Source organism: Mycobacterium toneyamaense, assembly GCF_055384815.1.
The window spans coordinates 2,071,993-2,088,743 of sequence record NZ_AP040333.1 but is presented as its reverse complement, the minus strand read 5'-3'; the positions used below and the strand labels follow the sequence as shown (position 1 = coordinate 2,088,743).

Genomic DNA, 16,751 nt, shown 5'->3' with positions numbered 1-16,751 from the left:
ATGCTTCCTATGAGAAGGGGTTCGATGACCAGCAAGTCCCGTCGCCGGCTACACCGGCGCCTCTCGGCAGCGATGCTGCTGCTGCTCGGACTTCTAGTCGCTGGTGGCCTGGCGGCCACCCTGACTCCGCGGCCTCAGGTCGCGAAGGCAGACGAGTCGCAGCTGGCTCTGCTGCGCACCGGCAAGCAGTTGTTCGAAACGTCGTGCGTCTCCTGCCACGGCGCCAACCTGCAGGGTGTGACCGACCGCGGCCCGAGCCTCATCGGTGTCGGCGACGCGGCCGTCTACTTCCAGGTGTCCACCGGCCGCATGCCCGCCATGCGCGGTGAGGCGCAGGCGCCCCGTAAGGACGCGGCGTTCGACGAGCACCAGATCGACGCCCTCGGTGCCTACATCCAGGCCAACGGCGGCGGACCTCAGGTCCCGCGTGACGCCAACGGTCAGATCAACCAGCACTCGTTCATCGGTGAGAACGTCGCCCGCGGTGGCGACCTGTTCCGTCTGAACTGCGCGTCGTGCCACAACTTCACCGGCAAGGGCGGCGCGCTGTCGTCGGGCAAGTACGCGCCTGACCTCGGCAAGGCCGCCGAAGTGCCGGCGCAGGTGTACACCGCCATGCTCACCGGCCCGCAGAACATGCCCAAGTTCTCGGATCGTCAGCTGACCCCGGAGGAGAAGCGCGACATCGTCGCCTACGTCCACGAGTCGGCGAACGCCCGCAGCCAGGGCGGCTACGGCCTCGGTGGCTTCGGCCCCGCGCCCGAGGGCATGGCGATGTGGATTATCGGGATGGTCGCCGTGATCGGCGCGGCTATGTGGATCGGAGCTCGCGCATGAGCGAGAACGTGAACATTCCCAGTGACGACGAACTGCGCGAGATGTCGCGCGAGGAGCTCGTCGAACTGGGCGGGAAGATCGACGGCGTCACGACCGTCTTCAAGGAGCCGCGCTGGCCCGTCGAGGGCACCAAGGCGGAGAAGCGCGCCGAGCGTCAGGTCGCGGCCTGGCTGCTGCTCGGCGGCCTGTCCGGCCTGGCCCTGCTGCTGGTGTTCCTGTTCTGGCCGTGGGAGTACAAGCCGTTCGAGTCCGAGGGCGAGTTCATCTACTCGCTGGCGACCCCGCTGTACGGCCTGACCTTCGGCCTGTCGATCCTGGCGATCGGCATCGGTGCGGTGCTCTTCCAGAAGAAGTTCATCCCCGAGGAAATCTCGATCCAGGACCGCCACGACGGCGCCTCCCCCGAGGTCCACCGCGCCACCGTCGCGGCCAACCTGACCGACGCGCTCGAGGGCTCGACCCTCAAGCGCCGCAAGCTGATCGGCCTGTCGCTCGGCGTCGGCCTGGGCGCGTTCGGCCTGGGCACCGCGGTCGCCTTCATCGGCGGTCTGATCAAGAACCCGTGGAAGCCGGTCGTCCCGACCGCCGAGGGCAAGAAGGCCGTCCTGTGGACGTCCGGCTGGACCCCGCGTTTCCACGGCGAGACCATCTACCTGGCTCGGGCCACCGGCCTGCCGGGCGAGTCCCCCTTCGTGAAGATGCGCCCCGAGGACATCGACGCGGGCGGCATGGAGACGGTGTTCCCGTGGCGTGAGTCCGACGGCGACGGCACCACCCTCGAGTCGCACGAGAAGCTGTCGGAGATCGCACTCGGTGTGCGCAACCCGGTGATGCTCATCCGCATCAAGCCCGAGGACCTGTCCCGCGTGGTCAAGCGCAAGGGCCAGGAGAGCTTCAACTTCGGTGACTTCTTCGCGTACACCAAGGTGTGCTCGCACCTGGGCTGCCCCTCGTCGCTGTACGAGCAGCAGACCTACCGCATCCTGTGCCCCTGCCATCAGTCGCAGTTCGACGCGCTGCACTTCGCGCGGCCGATCTTCGGTCCGGCGGCCCGCGCCCTGGCGCAGCTGCCGATCACGATTGACAAAGAGGGCTACCTGGTCGCCAACGGCGACTTCATCGAACCCGTCGGACCGGCATTCTGGGAGCGCAAATCATGAGTCCCAAGCTCGCTGACATCGCTGCCGCACAAGGCGATGCGATCGACTCGCGGTACCACCCGTCGGCCGCCGTACGCCGGCAGCTGAACAAGGTCTTCCCGACGCACTGGTCCTTCATGCTCGGTGAGATCGCGCTGTACAGCTTCCTCGTGCTGCTGCTCACCGGCGTGTACCTGACGCTGTTCTTCGACCCGTCGATGACCGAGGTCATCTACAACGGCGTCTACCAGCCGCTGCGTGGCGTCCAGATGTCGCGCGCCTACGAATCGGCCCTCGAAATCTCCTTCGAGGTCCGCGGTGGCCTGTTCGTCCGCCAGATTCACCACTGGGCCGCGCTGATGTTCGCCGCGTCGATCATGGTCCACCTGGCCCGCATCTTCTTCACCGGTGCGTTCCGCCGCCCGCGTGAGGCCAACTGGATGATCGGCTCGGTGCTGCTGATCCTCGCGATGTTCGAGGGCTACTTCGGCTACTCGCTGCCCGACGACCTGCTCTCGGGTATCGGTCTGCGCGCCGCGCTGTCGTCGATCACCCTGGGCATCCCGGTCATCGGCACCTGGATGCACTGGGCCCTGTTCGGTGGCGACTTCCCGGGCAACATCATCATCCCGCGGATGTACGCCCTGCACATCCTGCTGATCCCGGGCATCATCCTGGCCCTCATCGGCGCTCACGTGGCGCTGGTGTGGTTCCAGAAGCACACCCAGTTCCCCGGCCCCGGCCGCACCGAGAAGAACGTCGTCGGCGTGCGCGTCATGCCGGTGTTCGCGATCAAGGGTGGCGCGTTCTTCGCCATGGTCACCGGCATCCTGGGCATCATGGGTGGTCTGCTGCAGATCAACCCGATCTGGGAGCTGGGCCCCTACAAGCCCTCGCAGGTGTCCGCCGGTAGCCAGCCCGACTTCTACATGATGTGGACCGAAGGCCTGGCGCGTATCTGGCCGGCCTGGGAGTTCTACCCGTTCGGCCACACCATCCCGGCCGTCATGGGTGTCGCCGTGATCATGGGTCTGGTGTTCGGTCTGCTGATCGCCTGGCCGTTCCTGGAGAAGAAGTTCACCGGCGACGATGCGCACCACAACCTGCTGCAGCGTCCGCGTGACGTGCCGGTCCGCACCGCCATCGGTGCCATGGCCATCGCGTTCTACATGGTGCTGACCCTGGCCGCGATGAACGACATCATCGCGCTCAAGTTCGACATCTCCCTGAACGCCACCACCTGGATCGGCCGCATCGGCATGGTCGTCCTGCCCGCAGTGGTCTACTACCTGACCTACCGCTGGTGTGTCGGCCTGCAGCGCAGCGACCGCGCCGTCCTCGAGCACGGTATCGAGACCGGCATCATCAAGCGACTGCCGCACGGCGCCTACGTCGAACTGCACCAGCCCCTGGGACCGGTCGACGACCACGGCCACCCGATCCCGCTGGAGTACCAGGGTGCCGCACTGCCCAAGCGCATGAACAAGCTCGGCTCTGCCGGCTCGCCCGGTACCGGCAGCTTCCTGTTCGCCGACTCCGCCGTCGAGCAGGCTGCCCTGGCCGACGCCGAACACGCCGCCGAGCACAAGGCACTCACCGCCCTCAAGGAATACCAGGACGAGATTTCGCCCAACGGTTCCAACGGGCATCACTAGTTCGATCTACGGTTTCGGCCCGGTCTGGTTTTTCACCAGACCGGGCCGAAGTCGTTTTCGGGTCCACTCCCCTACCCCGGTGACCCACGCCTATCCGGTTGCCGCGAACGCCGCCTCGATCCAGTTGCTGAACTCGCACGCCAGGTGCCAGCGATGCTGTGCGATCAGGTACGGCGCGGTGAGCCAAGGGAATTCGACGCACAGCCGGGCATGGAAGCCGCCCGCTTCGTCGCGGAATTCATGCCGGACGCCGCCGATCGCCAAGCCGCCCTCGGTACGCGCGACCCCCGCCGCCTCGACGGGGAACGCGGGGTCACGGGGCGTCACGAGCGGTGACGTGTCGTCGTAGTCGACGAAGAACCGCGTCGCCAATGGACTTCCGCCGGTCGTCTCGATGACCTCCTGCCGGCCGTCCGGGGCGGTGTCGATGAGGAAGTGGTCGGGGTTGGCGGCGATCATGCTGCGCGCGTAGTCGGCTCGGCCGTCGTCGGTGAACCAGTCCACGAACGCGCGGGCGCTGCCGCCGGTCACGTACAGGTCGCACACACTCGTCGCACGACGTCCGAACGACAACCGCGTCGTACCACGGGCCACCACGCCGGCCGCCCGGATGTCACGCGCCAAGCGACAACGGATGTCGTCGGCGCCCAGAGCCAGTTTGGCGTCGGCGAAAGCTGTTCGCTGCCGGGCGATATCCCCGGCGGGCACCGGCAGACCGATCTTGCCGGCGGCCTTCGGCAGGCGCCTGGCCTCCCAGGCGAGCACCTCGTCGCGAGCTACCGCACGCCCCCCGATCACGGCGTCGATGGTGAGCGTCTGGTCCGGCATGCGAACACCTCCTACACTAAAAGCATCTGTAGTTGCTTTTATATGATGGAGTGCGATGCCCAGTCAAGACTCCGCAGTCCCCCGGCCGCGACCAGGTGGCCGGTCCGCGCGTGTTGTTGCCGCCGTCCACGCGGCGACCCTCGAACTCCTGACCGAGATCGGGTACGACAACCTGCAACTGTCCGATGTGGCCAAGCGGGCGCAGGTGAACAAGACGACCGTCTACCGCCGGTGGCCGACGAAGGCCGCCCTGGTCGCCGACCTGCTGGCGCGCTTCACGGAGAGCAATGTCGCGACGCCGGACACCGGGTCACTGCAGGCAGACCTCGAGCAGCTGCTCTCGGACATCGTCACCGCACTGTCCGACCGGGCCATCCGCGCCGTCCTCTACGCCGCGCTGACGGGCGCCGACGACAGCGACGACGTGCGAACCACGCAGACCAGGTTCTGGGAGGAACGCTTCCGGCGCAGCGGCGCTGTCGTCGACCGCGCGATCACCCGCGGCGAAATCCCGCCGGGCACCGACCCGCGCGCGGTGCTGGAGATGGCTGCGGGTCCGGTCTATTTCCGCGCACTCTTCACCGCGGACGCGATCACGCCCGACCACCTGAGTGAGACCGCGCGGCGCACCATCCGTGCGTTCGCGGAACGCTAAGCCGCGCGGGCGTCCTCGGCCGACGCCTCCAACACGGCGTGCAGGCTGCGCAGGCAGTACCACGGAATGGCCACCATGGCAGCCGTGATGATCAGGGCCAGGCCGTACAGGATCCAGGCCAACTCGTCGTGGCGGTCGGCCAGCATGTACGCGCCCAGGAAGACGAACAGTGTCGCGCCACCCATGGCCGCGGCGATCCCGAGCGTGCAGCGCAGCCACAGCTGATCCACCGCCGCCACCGGAAAGCCCAGCATGCTCGTCGCCGGCGACGCCGAGTAGCGGCGCACGACCGGATCGTCGAAGGAGCGCAGGGCACTCTGCGGGAGCTCACCGGCGGGACGACGGTCGTCGGCCTCGGACGGCCCGCCGCCGAGCAGCGGCAGCGGCGCTGCCCCACCGCGACGGGCGCGCAACAACAGCGGAATGGCGCCCACGATCACCGCCGCGGATACCGCGATGACCGAGTACAGCAGCCACGGCGTGTGCGACGACCCGGCACCCGACGGGTGCCGGGTGCCGAGGTCGACCATCGCGACGACGGCGGCCACGCCGGCGCCCAGGGCCGCGAGCCACACGGCCACCGAGCCGCCGAGCAGAAGACGGTCCAACTGGTCGGGGCTACCGCCGGTCACTCGCGACCGGGTTGAAGTCTCAGCGTTGTACGGCATTTAACAGCTCGTCTGCCAATCATCGTTGGTCTGCGAGGCCAGTGTCTGGCCGTCGCTCGTCACAATCGAACAGTTCAGGTGGCTCAACCGCAGCAGGCTGGAGGCCTGCACCGAGCCCACGTCGGACATCGAGATCGGTGTCAGAGTGATCATCCACGGGATGTAGACGTTCTGCTGGGTGCGCTGGCGTCCCGCGGCGTCGGTGTACGTCACCGAAATGCGGTCCAGCGGCGCTTTCGTGCCCCAAATCCGGTACGTGACATAGCGCGGCCCGGTCGGCGGCGCGGACGTCGTCGCCGGCGGCGCGGCCGCGGCGGAGCTGGGCGGCGGAGGCGGCGGCTCTTCCGACGGCGGAGGTGGCGGCGGCTGCGTCACGGTCACCGTCGACGGGGGCGGCGGAGGTGGTGGCGGCGGGGGCGCCTCGGTTGTCGTGGGCGGAGGCGGCGGCGTGGTCGTGGTGGTGAACTCGTCCTGGAACGGCGGCGCCGAGGTGGTGCTGGTCGACGGCGTCGCCACATTCTCGGAATCGGTGTTGCGGGTCACCAGGATGGCGACGGACGCCACCAGCGAGATGGCCGCGATGATCGCCACGACGCCGACAACCCACGGCCACCGCGGCGGCGGGGTGTCGTCGGCTTCGGACTTGGCCTCGTAGCTGTCGTAGTCGTACAGCGCGGGCTCCGGCGGCACGTACGGCGCGATGGTGAAGTGCTCGGACTCGGGCGCAGAGTAGGCCTGCGAATAGATCTCGGTTTCGCCGGTGCCTTCACCGACTCCCGATGACTCCCGGGCCGCATCATCCGAGCCCGGGGAATGTGACCCGCTCACGTACGCCTATCCCTCTCGACCACTGTGTCGCTGTAGCTGGTGAACGCCGCTTGCGGCGACAGTCCAGCCTTTGGCAGACATTACCCAACATGGGCCCGGCATGGCCGTACCGGACGGTGCCAGAGGACCATCTGACATACGGTTGTGACCTGACCGCAGAGCGATCAGGTCACAGGGGCCGTAGGTGTCTAGTGCTTCTCGGGACCGGTGTAGTACTCGAAAACCAGGCCGGCGACGGTGGCCAGCACGAAGCAGACGCCGGCGACGATCAGCCAGGGCAGCCACAGGCCGATACCGACCGCGGTGGTCGAGGCCGACAGGGCGATCAGCAGCGGCCACCAGCTGTGCGGGCTGAAGAAGCCCAGCTCGCCGGCACCGTCGGAGACCTCGGCGTCTTCGTAGTCCTCGGGCCGGGTGTCGAGGCGACGGGCCACGAACCGGAAGAACGTGCCGATGATCAGCGACAGACCGGTGGTCAGCACCAGCGCGGTGGTGCCGGCCCACTCGATGCCACCGTTGGCGTACAGCGCGGTCAGCGCGCCGTAGCCGACGGTCGCCAAGGCGAAGAAGGCAGTCAGAATCTCGAAAAGTCGGGCTTCGATATGCATGGCGTATCCCCTACTTGCTCGCCTGAGCCGGCGAACCGACCTGCTCGCCGCGGCGAGAGTCGAACGGATGGGTCGTCTGGGCCACCGGCGGCAGGCCGATCGACACCAGGGCGTCGGCGTTGGTCGCCTTCGGGTGGTCGATGCGGTACTGCAGGTAAGCCTTGAACTGCTCCGGCTCCACGACGCGCACCTCGAAGTTCATCATCGAGTGGTACGTGCCGCACATCTCGGTGCAGCGGCCCACGAACGGACCGGTCTTCTCGATCTCGCTGACCTGGAAGATGTTGTCCGAGTGGTTGGCCTCGGGGTTCGGGATGACGTCCCGCTTGAACAGGAACTCCGGCACCCAGAAGCCGTGGATGACGTCAGCCGAGGCGATCTGGAACTCGATGCGCTTGCCCTTCGGCAGGACCAGGATCGGAATCTCGGTGCTGGTGCCGATGGTCTCGACCTTGTCGAAGTTCAGGTAGCTGCGGTCCTCGGGGTTCTCGCCGCGGATCGCGCCGACCTTCTCCTCGCCGTGCTCGTCCTTGCCCTCGGGCTTGGACTTCATGGCTTCCTTACGGGCCGCGTCGGCGCCGTCGTAAGAGAAGGTGTTGTCCTTGAAGGCGACCTTCTGGTAGCCGAACTTCCAGTTCCACTGGAACGCGGTGACGTCGATGGTGACCTCAGCGGGCTTGCTGTGGTCCATCATCTTCTCCTGCACCACGACGGTGAAGTAGAAGAGCACCGAGATGATGAGGAACGGCACGACGGTCAGCACCAGTTCCAGCGGCATGTTGTAGCCGAACTGGCGCGGCAGCTCGGTGTCCGTCTTCTTCTTGCGGTGGAACGCCATCGCCCAGAAGATCAGCGCCCAAACGATGGCGCCGACGACGAACGAAGCGATAACCGACCACACCCAGAGGTCACGGTTTGCGTGCGCTTCTGGCGTGATGCCGGTCGGCCAACCCAGGCCGAAGACTTCTTGCCAGCTGCATCCGCTGAGCAGCAGCGTCGACGCGCCGAGAATGGCGGACAACGCCACCAAACGGAGCCCGCGAGCGGTCACGTTGAGGCCCTCCTAGGAGTCGGTCAAGCCGGTCGAATACTACGCAGCGTAGACCACGCCCGCAGCGCCGAGCGAAGCGACCGGCCAATCGGCAACGTCGGTTCTGAGTTCACCTGCCTGAACAGGCATACTGGCGCCGTGTGCGGACTGCTGGCCTACCTGGCCGACCCTGTTGCCGACCATTCCACTGACCTGGTGAACGCGGTCTCGGATGCCACGCATCCGATGCGCCACCGGGGTCCGGACGAGTCGGGCGCCTGGGCCGACGACAGCGATCCGAGCGACGGTCATCACACCGTCGTGTTCGGCTTCAACCGACTGTCGATCATCGACATCGCGCACAGCCACCAGCCGCTGCGCTGGGGTCCGCCCGAGGCGCCGAATCGCTACGCGCTGGTGTTCAACGGCGAGATCTACAACTACCTCGAGCTGCGCGAGGAACTGCGCGCCGAGTTCGGTGCCGAGTTCGCCACCGAGGGCGACAGCGAGGCGATCGTCGCTGCCTACCACTACTGGGGCACCGCGGCGCTGAACCGCTTGCGCGGGATGTTCGCCTTCGCGCTGTGGGACACCGAGACCCGCGAGTTGTTCTGCGCGCGGGACCCGTTCGGTATCAAACCGCTGTATCTGGCGACGGGCCCGGGCGGCACCATCGTGGGCAGCGAGAAGAAGTGCATTCTCGACCTGGCGGCCCGTGCCGGCGTCGACCTGAGCATCGACGAACGTGCCGTCCAGCACTACACGGTGCTGCAGTACGTGCCCGAACCCGAGACCCTGCAGCGCGGGATCCGGCGGCTGGAGTCGGGCAGCTATGCCCGGATTCGCCCGGGCCAGCAGCCCGAGGTGACGCGCTACTTCAAGCCGAAGTTCGCCGCTGTGCCATTTGTCACAGGGCAGGAGCAGGCCCGGTACGACGAGATCACCGCCGTCCTGGAGGATTCCGTCGCCAAGCACATGCGGGCCGACGTCACCGTCGGCGCGTTCCTGTCCGGCGGCATCGACTCGACCGCGATCGCCGCGCTGGCGATGCGGCACAACCCCAAGCTGATCACCTTCACGACGGGCTTTGAGCGCGAAGGCTTTTCGGAGGTCGACGTCGCCGTCGCCTCCGCCGAGGCCATCGGGGCGCGGCACGTGACCAAGGTCGTCAGCCAGGCCGAGTTCGTCGCGGCGCTGCCCGAGATCGTCTGGTACCTGGACGAGCCGGTGGCCGACCCGGCGCTGGTGCCCTTGTTCTTCATCGCCCGCGAGGCCCGCAAGCACGTCAAGGTGGTGCTCTCCGGTGAGGGCGCCGACGAGCTGTTCGGCGGCTACACCATCTACCGGGAACCGTTGTCGCTCAAGGCCTTCGACCGTGTCCCGCGGGGACTGCGGCGCGGGCTCGGCAAGGCCTCGAAGTCACTGCCCGACGGCATGCGCGGCAAGAGCCTGCTGCACCGCGGGTCGCTGACGCTCGAGGAGCGCTACTACGGCAACGCCCGCAGCTTCTCCGACGAGCAACTGCAGGCAACCCTGGCGCAGTTCAACCCGGAGTGGACCCACACCGACGTGACGGCGCCGATCTACGCCGAGTCCGCGGGCTGGGACCCCGTGGCGCGCATGCAGCATCTGGACCTGTTCACCTGGCTGCGCGGCGACATCCTGGTCAAGGCCGACAAGATGACCATGGCCAATTCCCTGGAACTGCGGGTGCCGTTCCTGGATCCCGAGGTGTTCGCGGTCGCGTCCAAGCTGCCGTACGACCAGAAGATCACCCGCACCACGACCAAGTACGCACTGCGGCGGGCCCTCGAGCCCATCGTCCCGGCGCATGTGCTGCACCGCGCGAAGCTGGGGTTCCCGGTGCCGATCCGGCACTGGCTGCGCTCGGGCGAACTGCTGGAGTGGGCCTACGCGACGGTCGACGCGTCGCAGGCCGGGCATCTCATCGACCTCGACGCCGTCCGCCAGATGCTCGAGGAGCACCGGGGCGGCGTCAGCGATCACAGCCGCCGGCTGTGGACGGTGCTGATCTTCATGCTGTGGCACGCCATCTTCATCGAGGGCAGCGTCACGCCGCAGATCAGCGAGCCCGTCTACCCCGTCGAACTCTGACCACTACGCCGAAAGTGCGGGAAACGACCGCGAATTCGCACTGAATTCGGTCGTTTCCCGCACTTTCGGCGTAGTGCTTATGCGAGCGCTGCGGCGATCTCGTCGGCCGCTTCGGCGCCGAACGCGGCCGACAGCCGCGGCAGCGCAGTCGTCTTGTCCCAGGTCCACTCCTGCGGACCCGGGGCCTCGAGCACCAGGGTGGCCACGAGCGAGGCCAGCTGAGCGGCCCGCTCGAGGCTCAGGCCGGCGCCGCGGCCGGTGAGGAAGCCGGCGCGGAACGCGTCACCGATACCGGTCGGGTCGACCTTCTCGTTCTCGGGCACGACGTCGACGTGGACGAACGAGCCGTCACGGCCGACGATGTCGACGCCCTTCTCCCCCAGCGTGGTGACGCGCAGCTCGATCTGGCTCATCACCTCGGCCTCGGACCAGCCGGACTTCTGCAGCAGCAGGTCCCACTCGTAGTCGTTGGTGAACAGGTAGGCGGCGCCGTCGATGAGGCGACGGATCTCCTCGCCCGACAGGCGGGCCAGCTGCTGGCTGGGGTCCGCGGCGAACGACAGACCCAGCTTCCGGCATTCCTCGGTGTGCAGGAACATGGCCTCGGGGTCGTTGGCCCCGATGATCACGAGCTCGGGCTCACCCTGAGCGGCGACGAGATCGGCAAGCTTGATGTTGCGCGCCTCCGACATGGCACCCGGATAGAACGACGCCAGCTGCGCCATGTCCTCGTCGGTGGTGCAAACGAATCGTGCGGTGTAGGCGGAGTCGGACACCAGCACCTGCGAGCAGTCGACGCCGTGCGACGTCAGCCAGCCGCGGTAATCGTCGAAGTCCTTGCCCACCGCGCCGACCAGCGTCGGGCTACCGCCCAGGATGCCGATGGCGTAGGCGATGTTGCCGGCGACGCCGCCGCGGTGCACCACCAGGTCGTCGACCAAGAAGCTCAGCGACACCTTCTGCAGGTGTTCGGCCAGCAACTGCTCGGCGAATCGGCCGGGGAAGCGCATCAAATGGTCGGTCGCGATCGATCCGGTCACGGCAATGGTCATTCGGCGAGCTTACCCAGGCTGAGGTCCGGGCTGCCCTGCGCGGGTGCGCTAGCCTGTGGACAACATGGACGGCGCATATCCGTACCCGGAATCGATCCCCCCGCAGCCGGGTCCGGGGAACTCCACCTACGGTGCCCCTTACAGCGGCCCGCCGACGTCGTACCCGACGACTCTCCCACCGGCCGTGGAATACCCGTCGGGCGGCGGTAACAACACCAAGCGAATCCTGCTGGTCGTCGGCGCTGTGCTTGCGGTCGTCGCCGTCATCGGCGGCATCATCTTCGCGGTGCGCAGCACCAGCGATCGCGGCCTGACCGACGCCTCCGCCAAGTCCGCCATCCAGGGCTATCTCAACGCGCTGTTGCAGCAGGACAAGCAGACGGTGGCACGCCACGCCCTGTGCGGCCTGTATGACGGCATCAAGGATCACGCCACGGATTTCACGGTGGCGAATCTGGCCAGTGATGCGTTCCGCAAGCAGTTCGGTCAGGCGGATGTGACGTCGATCGACAAGATCGTGATGCTGTCACCGAATCAGGCGCAGGTGCTGTTCACCATGAAGGTGGCGCCGTCGGGCCGGCTGCCGCGCGGTTCGGGACCGAAGAACAACGAATTGCAGGCTGTCGCACAGCTGCTGGTGCAGCCGCGCGAGACCCTGGTCTGCTCGTACCTGCCGCGTCCGGCGGACTCCCTGTAGGAGACCGCCGGACCAGCACGGTCGGCTATCTCAGTTGAACGAATCGCCGCAGGCGCAGGAGCCGGTGGCGTTCGGGTTGTCGATGGTGAAGCCCTGCTTCTCGATGGTGTCGACGAAGTCGATGGTGGCGCCCTGGACGTACGGGGCACTCATCCGGTCGACGGTCAGGTTGACGCCGCCCACGTTGGTGGTGAGGTCACCATCGAGGGTGCGGTCATCGAAGAAGAGGTTGTAACGCAGGCCGGCGCAGCCGCCCGGTTGCACGGCGATACGCAGCGCGAGGTCGTCACGGCCTTCCTGGTCCAGCAGAGCCTTGGCCTTGGCGGCCGCCGCGTCCGACAAGATCACGCCGTGGGTCTCGGTCGAGGTACCGGTGCTGGTCGCGTCCTCAACAGTCATTGCATCTCCCTGGTGCATCGATTGCCTGGCACTATCCAGGCACCATCAACGGTACCTTGTCGGGCCGGTATTCCCGAGTTCAGCGGCTACGCCCGTAGCTAATCCGGTCAGCTGGTTGGCCGCATCGCTCATGGCCAGTTCCACCGACCCGGCGTGGTCGGTGATCGAATACGCGGCCGTCACCCCGGCGGCGGCCAGCGCGGACGGGTCCAGCGTCACCTGCCCGGCCAGCACCAGCACAGGCGTGCCGGCGGCCTGGCCCACCAGCGCGCTGATCACCTTGCCGTGCAGCGACTGGTCGTCGAACCGGCCCTCACCGGTGATGACGAGGTCGGCGGCAGCCAGGTCCGCGGCCAGCCCGGTGTGTGTGGCGATGACCGTCGCGCCCGACTCGCGCCGGCCGCCCAGCGCCAGCAGTGCCGCGCCGAGGCCGCCGGCAGCGCCGGCTCCCGGTTCGACGGCGACGTCCCGGCCGGCCACCGATTCGAGTTCGCGGGCCCACGCCGTGAGCCGCTGCTCCAGCAGCTCCACCGTGGCGGGATCGGCCCCCTTCTGCGGACCGAACACCGCGGCCGCACCCATCGGCCCCAAAAGTGGGTGTTCGACGTCGGAGGCGACGATGACCTCGACACCGGCCAGCCTCTGACATGCCGGCGTCAGCCCGCCCAATGCGGCGACGAGCCCCAGGCCGCCGTCGGTGCACGAACTGCCGCCGAGGCCCACGACCACCTTCTGCGCGCCCGCCGTCAGCGCCGCGTCGACAAGCTGGCCTACGCCGAAGCTGGTGGCATCCAGCGCGGTCCGCACCGTCGGCGGCCCGCCGAGCAGCGCCAATCCGCAGGCCTGCGCGCACTCGATGTAGGCGGTGTCCTGGTGCAGCACCCAGTGCGCGGTGACGTCGCGATCCAGCGGGCCGCGCACCGTCGCGGTCTGCAGCCCGCCCAGCCGCTCGGCCAGGACGTCGACGAAGCCCGGGCCGCCATCGGACTGCGGGGCGAGCACCAGCGTGTCGGCCGGCCGCGCGGCGGCCCAGCCCGCGGCGATCGCCGCCGCGGCCTCGACCGCGGTGAGGCTGTCGCCGTAACAGTCGGGGGCGACCAGAACTCTCATCGGAGCAGGTTAAGCCGCCCACAGCTCGGGTGCATGACGGCCGAGCCCGGCCACCGAAGTAACCTGACACCGTGAATCTGCTGGGCCGCAAGAAGGACAACGCCGACTCCGGAGACGAGAGCGGCAATGCTGACGACGTCGACGTGACCGTCGACTCGGGCGACGACGCCGGGGCCCGCACCACGGCGCCCAAGGGCCGCCCGACCCCCAAGCAGAGCGCGAACCGCAAGCGCGGCCCGGTCGCACCGGCGCCGATGACGACGGCCGAGGCGCGCAAGCGCCGCAAGGAACTGCGCAACTCGAAGACCAAGGAAGAGCGCAAGGCCGACCGAGTGGCCCGCCGCGCCGACATGGATGCGCGCCGCGCCAAGATGATGGCCGGCGACGAGGCCTACCTGCTGCCCCGCGACAAGGGTCCGGTCAAGCGCTACGTCCGCGATCTCGTCGATTCCCGGCGCAACGTGCTGGGGCTGTTCATGCCGTCGGCGCTGGTGCTGGTGTTCTTCATGATGGCGCTGCCGCCCGTGCAGACCCAGGGCCTGCTGTCGGTCGCGATGCTGGGTCTGATGGTGATCATGGCCATCGACGGTGTGCTGCTGAGCCGGCGCATCAACAAGCGGGTCGACGCGAAGTTCCCGGGCAACACCGAAAGCGGTTGGAAGCTGGGCTTCTACGCGTCCAGCCGGGCTTCGCAGCTGCGCCGGATGCGCGTGCCGAAGCCGCAGGTCAACCGCGGAGACAAGGTCGACTGAGCCCGGTGCGCACCCTGGTGCTCGGCGGCATCCGGTCGGGCAAGTCGCAGTGGGCCGAGGATTGGGTCGCCGGTGCGGCGGGTCCGGGCGGATCGGTGCGCTACGTCGCGACCGGTTCCGTCGCCGGTGACGCCGACTTCGCGGCCCGGGTTTCGGCACACCGGAACCGCCGGCCGGCACACTGGTCGACCGTCGAATCCGCCGATGTGGCAACGACTTTGCGTGGCTCGGCTGCCGCCACCATGGTCGACGACATCGGCGGCTGGCTGGTCGCCGCCATGGACCGGCGCGGCGCATGGGAAGGGGCTCGGTCCGGCGCCTCCCTTCGGACCGATATCGACGAATTGACCTCTGCGGTCCACGAATTCACCGCGCCACTGGCCCTGGTCAGCCCGGAGGTCGGCCTGACCGTCGTCCCCGCCACGGAGTCGGGCCGCCGGTTCGCCGACGAGCTGGGCGCGCTCAACCAGCGCCTGGCCGCCGTCTGCGACCGCGTGGTGCTGGTGGTGGCCGGCCAGCCTCTCACCGTCAAGGAGCCCCGATGAGCGATCCCCGCGCCCAGTTCCCCGACCTCACCAAACCGGACGCCGATGTGCGGGAGGCCGCCCTCGCGCGCCAGCTGACCCTGACCAAGCCGCCGGGCTCCCTGGGACGTCTCGAGGATCTGTCGGTCTGGGTGTCGGCGTGCCAAGGTGCCTGTCCGCCAAAGCAATTCGAGCGTGCTCGGGTCGTGGTGTTCGCCGGCGACCACGGCGTGACGGCGTCCGGCGTTTCGGCATTCCCGTCCGAGGTCACCGCGCAGATGGTGGCGAACTTCGACACCGGCGGCGCCGCCATCAACGTGCTGGCCGAGGTGGCCGGCGCGACCGTGCGCGTGGCCGACATCGCCGTCGACGGCGAGGCCCACTCCCCCGCGATCGGCGCCCACAAGGTGCGACGCAGCAGCGGCAACATCGCTGTCGAGGACGCGCTGTCGACCGAGGAGGCCATCGCGGCGATCGCGGCGGGCCGCACCATTGCCGATCAGGAGGTCGACGCCGGCGCCGACCTGCTCATCGCCGGCGACATGGGCATCGGAAACACCACTCCGGCAACGACTCTGGTCGCCGCCTTGACGGCGACCGAACCCGTCGCCGTGGTGGGCCGCGGCACCGGCGTCGACGACGAGGGCTGGGCCCGCAAGACGGCGGCCATCCGCGACGCGCTGTTCCGCGCGCGTCAGGTGAAGGCCGATCCCGTTGCGCTGCTTGCCGTTTGCGGCGGTGCGGATCTGGGCGCCATGGCGGGCTTCCTGGCCCAGGCCGCCCTGCGGCGCACCCCGGTGCTGCTCGACGGCATGGTGGTGACCGCCGCGGCGCTCGTCGCCGACCGGCTGGCCCCCGGCGCGAAGGCGTGGTGGCAGGCCGGCCACCTGTCGACCGAACCCGCGCATGCGGTGGCATTGCAGCGCCTGCAACTGACGCCGATCCTGGACCTCGGCATGCGCCTGGGCGAAGGCAGCGGCGCTGCGGTGGCGCTGCCCGTGCTGCGGGCCGCGGTCGCGACGCTGGCGTCGATGGCCACGTTCGGCGAGGCGAACGTCACCGACAAGCCCGCACACTGACTGTGATCGGTTCCCTCGCTTCGGCTTTCGCGTTCAGCACCGTCCTGCCGGTGCGCAGTGACCGGCCGTTCGGGCGGGGCACACTGACTGCGCTTCCAGCGGTCGGCATCGTTCTCGGTGGTATCGCCGCGGCCGTCGTTTGGGGCGCCGGGCAGGTGTACGTGACCGGCCCACTGGCCGGGCTGCTCGCGGTGGCGGTACTACTTCTACTGACCCGGGGCCTGCACATCGACGGGCTGTCCGACACCGTCGACGGCCTCGGCTGTTACGGACCGCCCGAGCGGGCGCTGGCCGTCATGCGCGGTGGCACCGCGGGCCCGTTCGGGGTGGCCGCGATCGTGGTGGCGATCGGCGCGCAGAGCATGACGTTCGCCGCGCTGAGCCCGGTGGCGGTCGTCGTCGCTGTCACCGCGGGCCGTGTCGCCGCGCTGGCGGCCTGCCGCACGTCGGTACCGGCCGCGCCGGGCAGCACGTTGGGCGCGATGGTCGCCGGCAGTCAGCCGGTGGGGGTGGTCGCGGCGTGGACGGTGGCGGTGGCCGCGGCGTCCGCGTGGGCGACGCCGCGGCTGTGGCAGGGTCCGGTGGCCGTGCTGGTCGCGCTGGGAATCACCGCACTACTGGTGGCGCACTGCGTCCGCCGGTTCGGTGGGATCACCGGCGACGTACTGGGTGCGGCCGTCGAAGTCACGACCACGTTGACTGCCCTCGGGCTGGCCGTCCACTAGCCGCCGAATGTGAAGAAGATCGCGAGATTTCTCGCGATCTTCTTCACGTT

18 protein-coding genes are annotated in these 16,751 nt (G+C 68.5%); 10 read left to right on the top strand and 8 right to left on the bottom strand.

All coding sequences use genetic code 11. The annotated features are described in order from the left end of the window. The 3 genes from qcrC to qcrB are packed head-to-tail and all read left to right on the top strand — an operon-like array spanning position 1 to position 3,631. Complete coding sequence (gene qcrC / locus ACZ5IQ_RS10120) at positions 1-837, top strand: cytochrome bc1 complex diheme cytochrome c subunit (protein ID WP_346414655.1); 837 nt, start codon at positions 1-3, stop codon at positions 835-837. Next, positions 834-1,997 carry a cytochrome bc1 complex Rieske iron-sulfur subunit gene (qcrA, locus tag ACZ5IQ_RS10115; RefSeq protein ID WP_064985845.1) on the top strand — a complete coding sequence of 388 codons (1,164 nt, stop codon included), beginning with the start codon at positions 834-836 and terminating at the stop codon, positions 1,995-1,997. The genes qcrC and qcrA overlap by 4 nt, the downstream gene beginning before the upstream one ends. Then, complete coding sequence (gene qcrB / locus ACZ5IQ_RS10110; RefSeq protein WP_212812097.1) at positions 1,994-3,631, top strand: cytochrome bc1 complex cytochrome b subunit; 1,638 nt, start codon at positions 1,994-1,996, stop codon at positions 3,629-3,631. The genes qcrA and qcrB overlap by 4 nt, the downstream gene beginning before the upstream one ends. A gap of 90 nt (positions 3,632-3,721) precedes the next feature. On the opposite strand, the gene ACZ5IQ_RS10105 is transcribed toward qcrB, so the two are convergent. Continuing rightward, positions 3,722-4,459: a hypothetical protein gene (locus ACZ5IQ_RS10105; protein ID WP_212812098.1), complete on the bottom strand. Its 738-nt coding sequence runs from the start codon at positions 4,457-4,459 to the stop codon at positions 3,722-3,724. 55 nt (positions 4,460-4,514) lie between these two features. Here ACZ5IQ_RS10105 and ACZ5IQ_RS10100 point away from each other — a divergent pair, with 55 nt between their 5' ends. Continuing rightward, positions 4,515-5,114 carry a TetR/AcrR family transcriptional regulator gene (locus ACZ5IQ_RS10100; protein WP_212812099.1) on the top strand — a complete coding sequence of 200 codons (600 nt, stop codon included), beginning with the start codon at positions 4,515-4,517 and terminating at the stop codon, positions 5,112-5,114. Here the strand turns inward: ACZ5IQ_RS10100 and ACZ5IQ_RS10095 are convergent. The 4 genes from ACZ5IQ_RS10095 to ctaC form a co-directional block, all read right to left on the bottom strand. Continuing rightward, the gene (locus tag ACZ5IQ_RS10095) at positions 5,111-5,746 is read right to left on the bottom strand and encodes a DUF2561 family protein (RefSeq protein ID WP_244872602.1); all 636 of its coding nucleotides are present in this window, start codon (positions 5,744-5,746) and stop codon (positions 5,111-5,113) included. The genes ACZ5IQ_RS10100 and ACZ5IQ_RS10095 overlap by 4 nt on opposite strands. A gap of 36 nt (positions 5,747-5,782) precedes the next feature. Then, on the bottom strand, positions 5,783-6,610 hold the full coding sequence (locus ACZ5IQ_RS10090; protein ID WP_212812101.1) for a hypothetical protein: 828 nt from the start codon (positions 6,608-6,610) through the stop codon (positions 5,783-5,785). 188 nt (positions 6,611-6,798) lie between these two features. Then, positions 6,799-7,218, bottom strand: a complete 420-nt coding sequence (locus tag ACZ5IQ_RS10085; protein ID WP_020103569.1) for a cytochrome c oxidase subunit 4 — start codon at positions 7,216-7,218, stop codon at positions 6,799-6,801. 10 nt (positions 7,219-7,228) lie between these two features. Further along, the gene (ctaC, locus tag ACZ5IQ_RS10080) at positions 7,229-8,269 is read right to left on the bottom strand and encodes an aa3-type cytochrome oxidase subunit II (RefSeq protein ID WP_212812102.1); all 1,041 of its coding nucleotides are present in this window, start codon (positions 8,267-8,269) and stop codon (positions 7,229-7,231) included. Between the two features lie 138 nt (positions 8,270-8,407). Here ctaC and asnB point away from each other — a divergent pair, with 138 nt between their 5' ends. After that, positions 8,408-10,363 (top strand): asparagine synthase (glutamine-hydrolyzing), encoded by a 1,956-nt coding sequence (gene asnB / locus ACZ5IQ_RS10075; RefSeq protein ID WP_212812103.1) that lies wholly within the window; start codon positions 8,408-8,410, stop codon positions 10,361-10,363. Positions 10,364-10,440: 77 nt separating this feature from the next. Here the strand turns inward: asnB and ACZ5IQ_RS10070 are convergent, their stop codons facing one another. Then, on the bottom strand, positions 10,441-11,415 hold the full coding sequence (locus ACZ5IQ_RS10070; RefSeq protein ID WP_212812104.1) for a carbohydrate kinase family protein: 975 nt from the start codon (positions 11,413-11,415) through the stop codon (positions 10,441-10,443). Between the two features lie 64 nt (positions 11,416-11,479). Between ACZ5IQ_RS10070 and ACZ5IQ_RS10065 the strand changes: the two genes are divergently transcribed. After that, positions 11,480-12,112, top strand: a complete 633-nt coding sequence (locus ACZ5IQ_RS10065) for an Rv0361 family membrane protein (protein ID WP_212812105.1) — start codon at positions 11,480-11,482, stop codon at positions 12,110-12,112. 30 nt (positions 12,113-12,142) lie between these two features. Here the strand turns inward: ACZ5IQ_RS10065 and ACZ5IQ_RS10060 are convergent, their stop codons facing one another. Further along, positions 12,143-12,511: a HesB/IscA family protein gene (locus ACZ5IQ_RS10060; RefSeq protein WP_020103564.1), complete on the bottom strand. Its 369-nt coding sequence runs from the start codon at positions 12,509-12,511 to the stop codon at positions 12,143-12,145. Positions 12,512-12,556: 45 nt separating this feature from the next. Next, positions 12,557-13,621, bottom strand: coding sequence for a glycerate kinase family protein (locus ACZ5IQ_RS10055; protein WP_318985177.1), 1,065 nt, complete (start codon positions 13,619-13,621; stop codon positions 12,557-12,559). Between the two features lie 71 nt (positions 13,622-13,692). Between ACZ5IQ_RS10055 and ACZ5IQ_RS10050 the strand changes: the two genes are divergently transcribed. The 4 genes from ACZ5IQ_RS10050 to ACZ5IQ_RS10035 are packed head-to-tail and all read left to right on the top strand — an operon-like array spanning position 13,693 to position 16,701. Beyond that, positions 13,693-14,373, top strand: a complete 681-nt coding sequence (locus tag ACZ5IQ_RS10050) for a DUF3043 domain-containing protein (protein ID WP_212812107.1) — start codon at positions 13,693-13,695, stop codon at positions 14,371-14,373. Between the two features lie 5 nt (positions 14,374-14,378). Beyond that, positions 14,379-14,918, top strand: a complete 540-nt coding sequence (locus ACZ5IQ_RS10045) for a bifunctional adenosylcobinamide kinase/adenosylcobinamide-phosphate guanylyltransferase (RefSeq protein ID WP_212812108.1) — start codon at positions 14,379-14,381, stop codon at positions 14,916-14,918. Beyond that, positions 14,915-15,976 (top strand): nicotinate-nucleotide--dimethylbenzimidazole phosphoribosyltransferase, encoded by a 1,062-nt coding sequence (cobT, locus tag ACZ5IQ_RS10040; RefSeq protein WP_212812109.1) that lies wholly within the window; start codon positions 14,915-14,917, stop codon positions 15,974-15,976. Before ACZ5IQ_RS10045 ends, cobT begins: the two co-directional genes overlap by 4 nt. A gap of 2 nt (positions 15,977-15,978) precedes the next feature. Then, positions 15,979-16,701, top strand: coding sequence for an adenosylcobinamide-GDP ribazoletransferase (locus tag ACZ5IQ_RS10035; RefSeq protein ID WP_212812110.1), 723 nt, complete (start codon positions 15,979-15,981; stop codon positions 16,699-16,701). Positions 16,702-16,751: the final 50 nt, after the last annotated feature.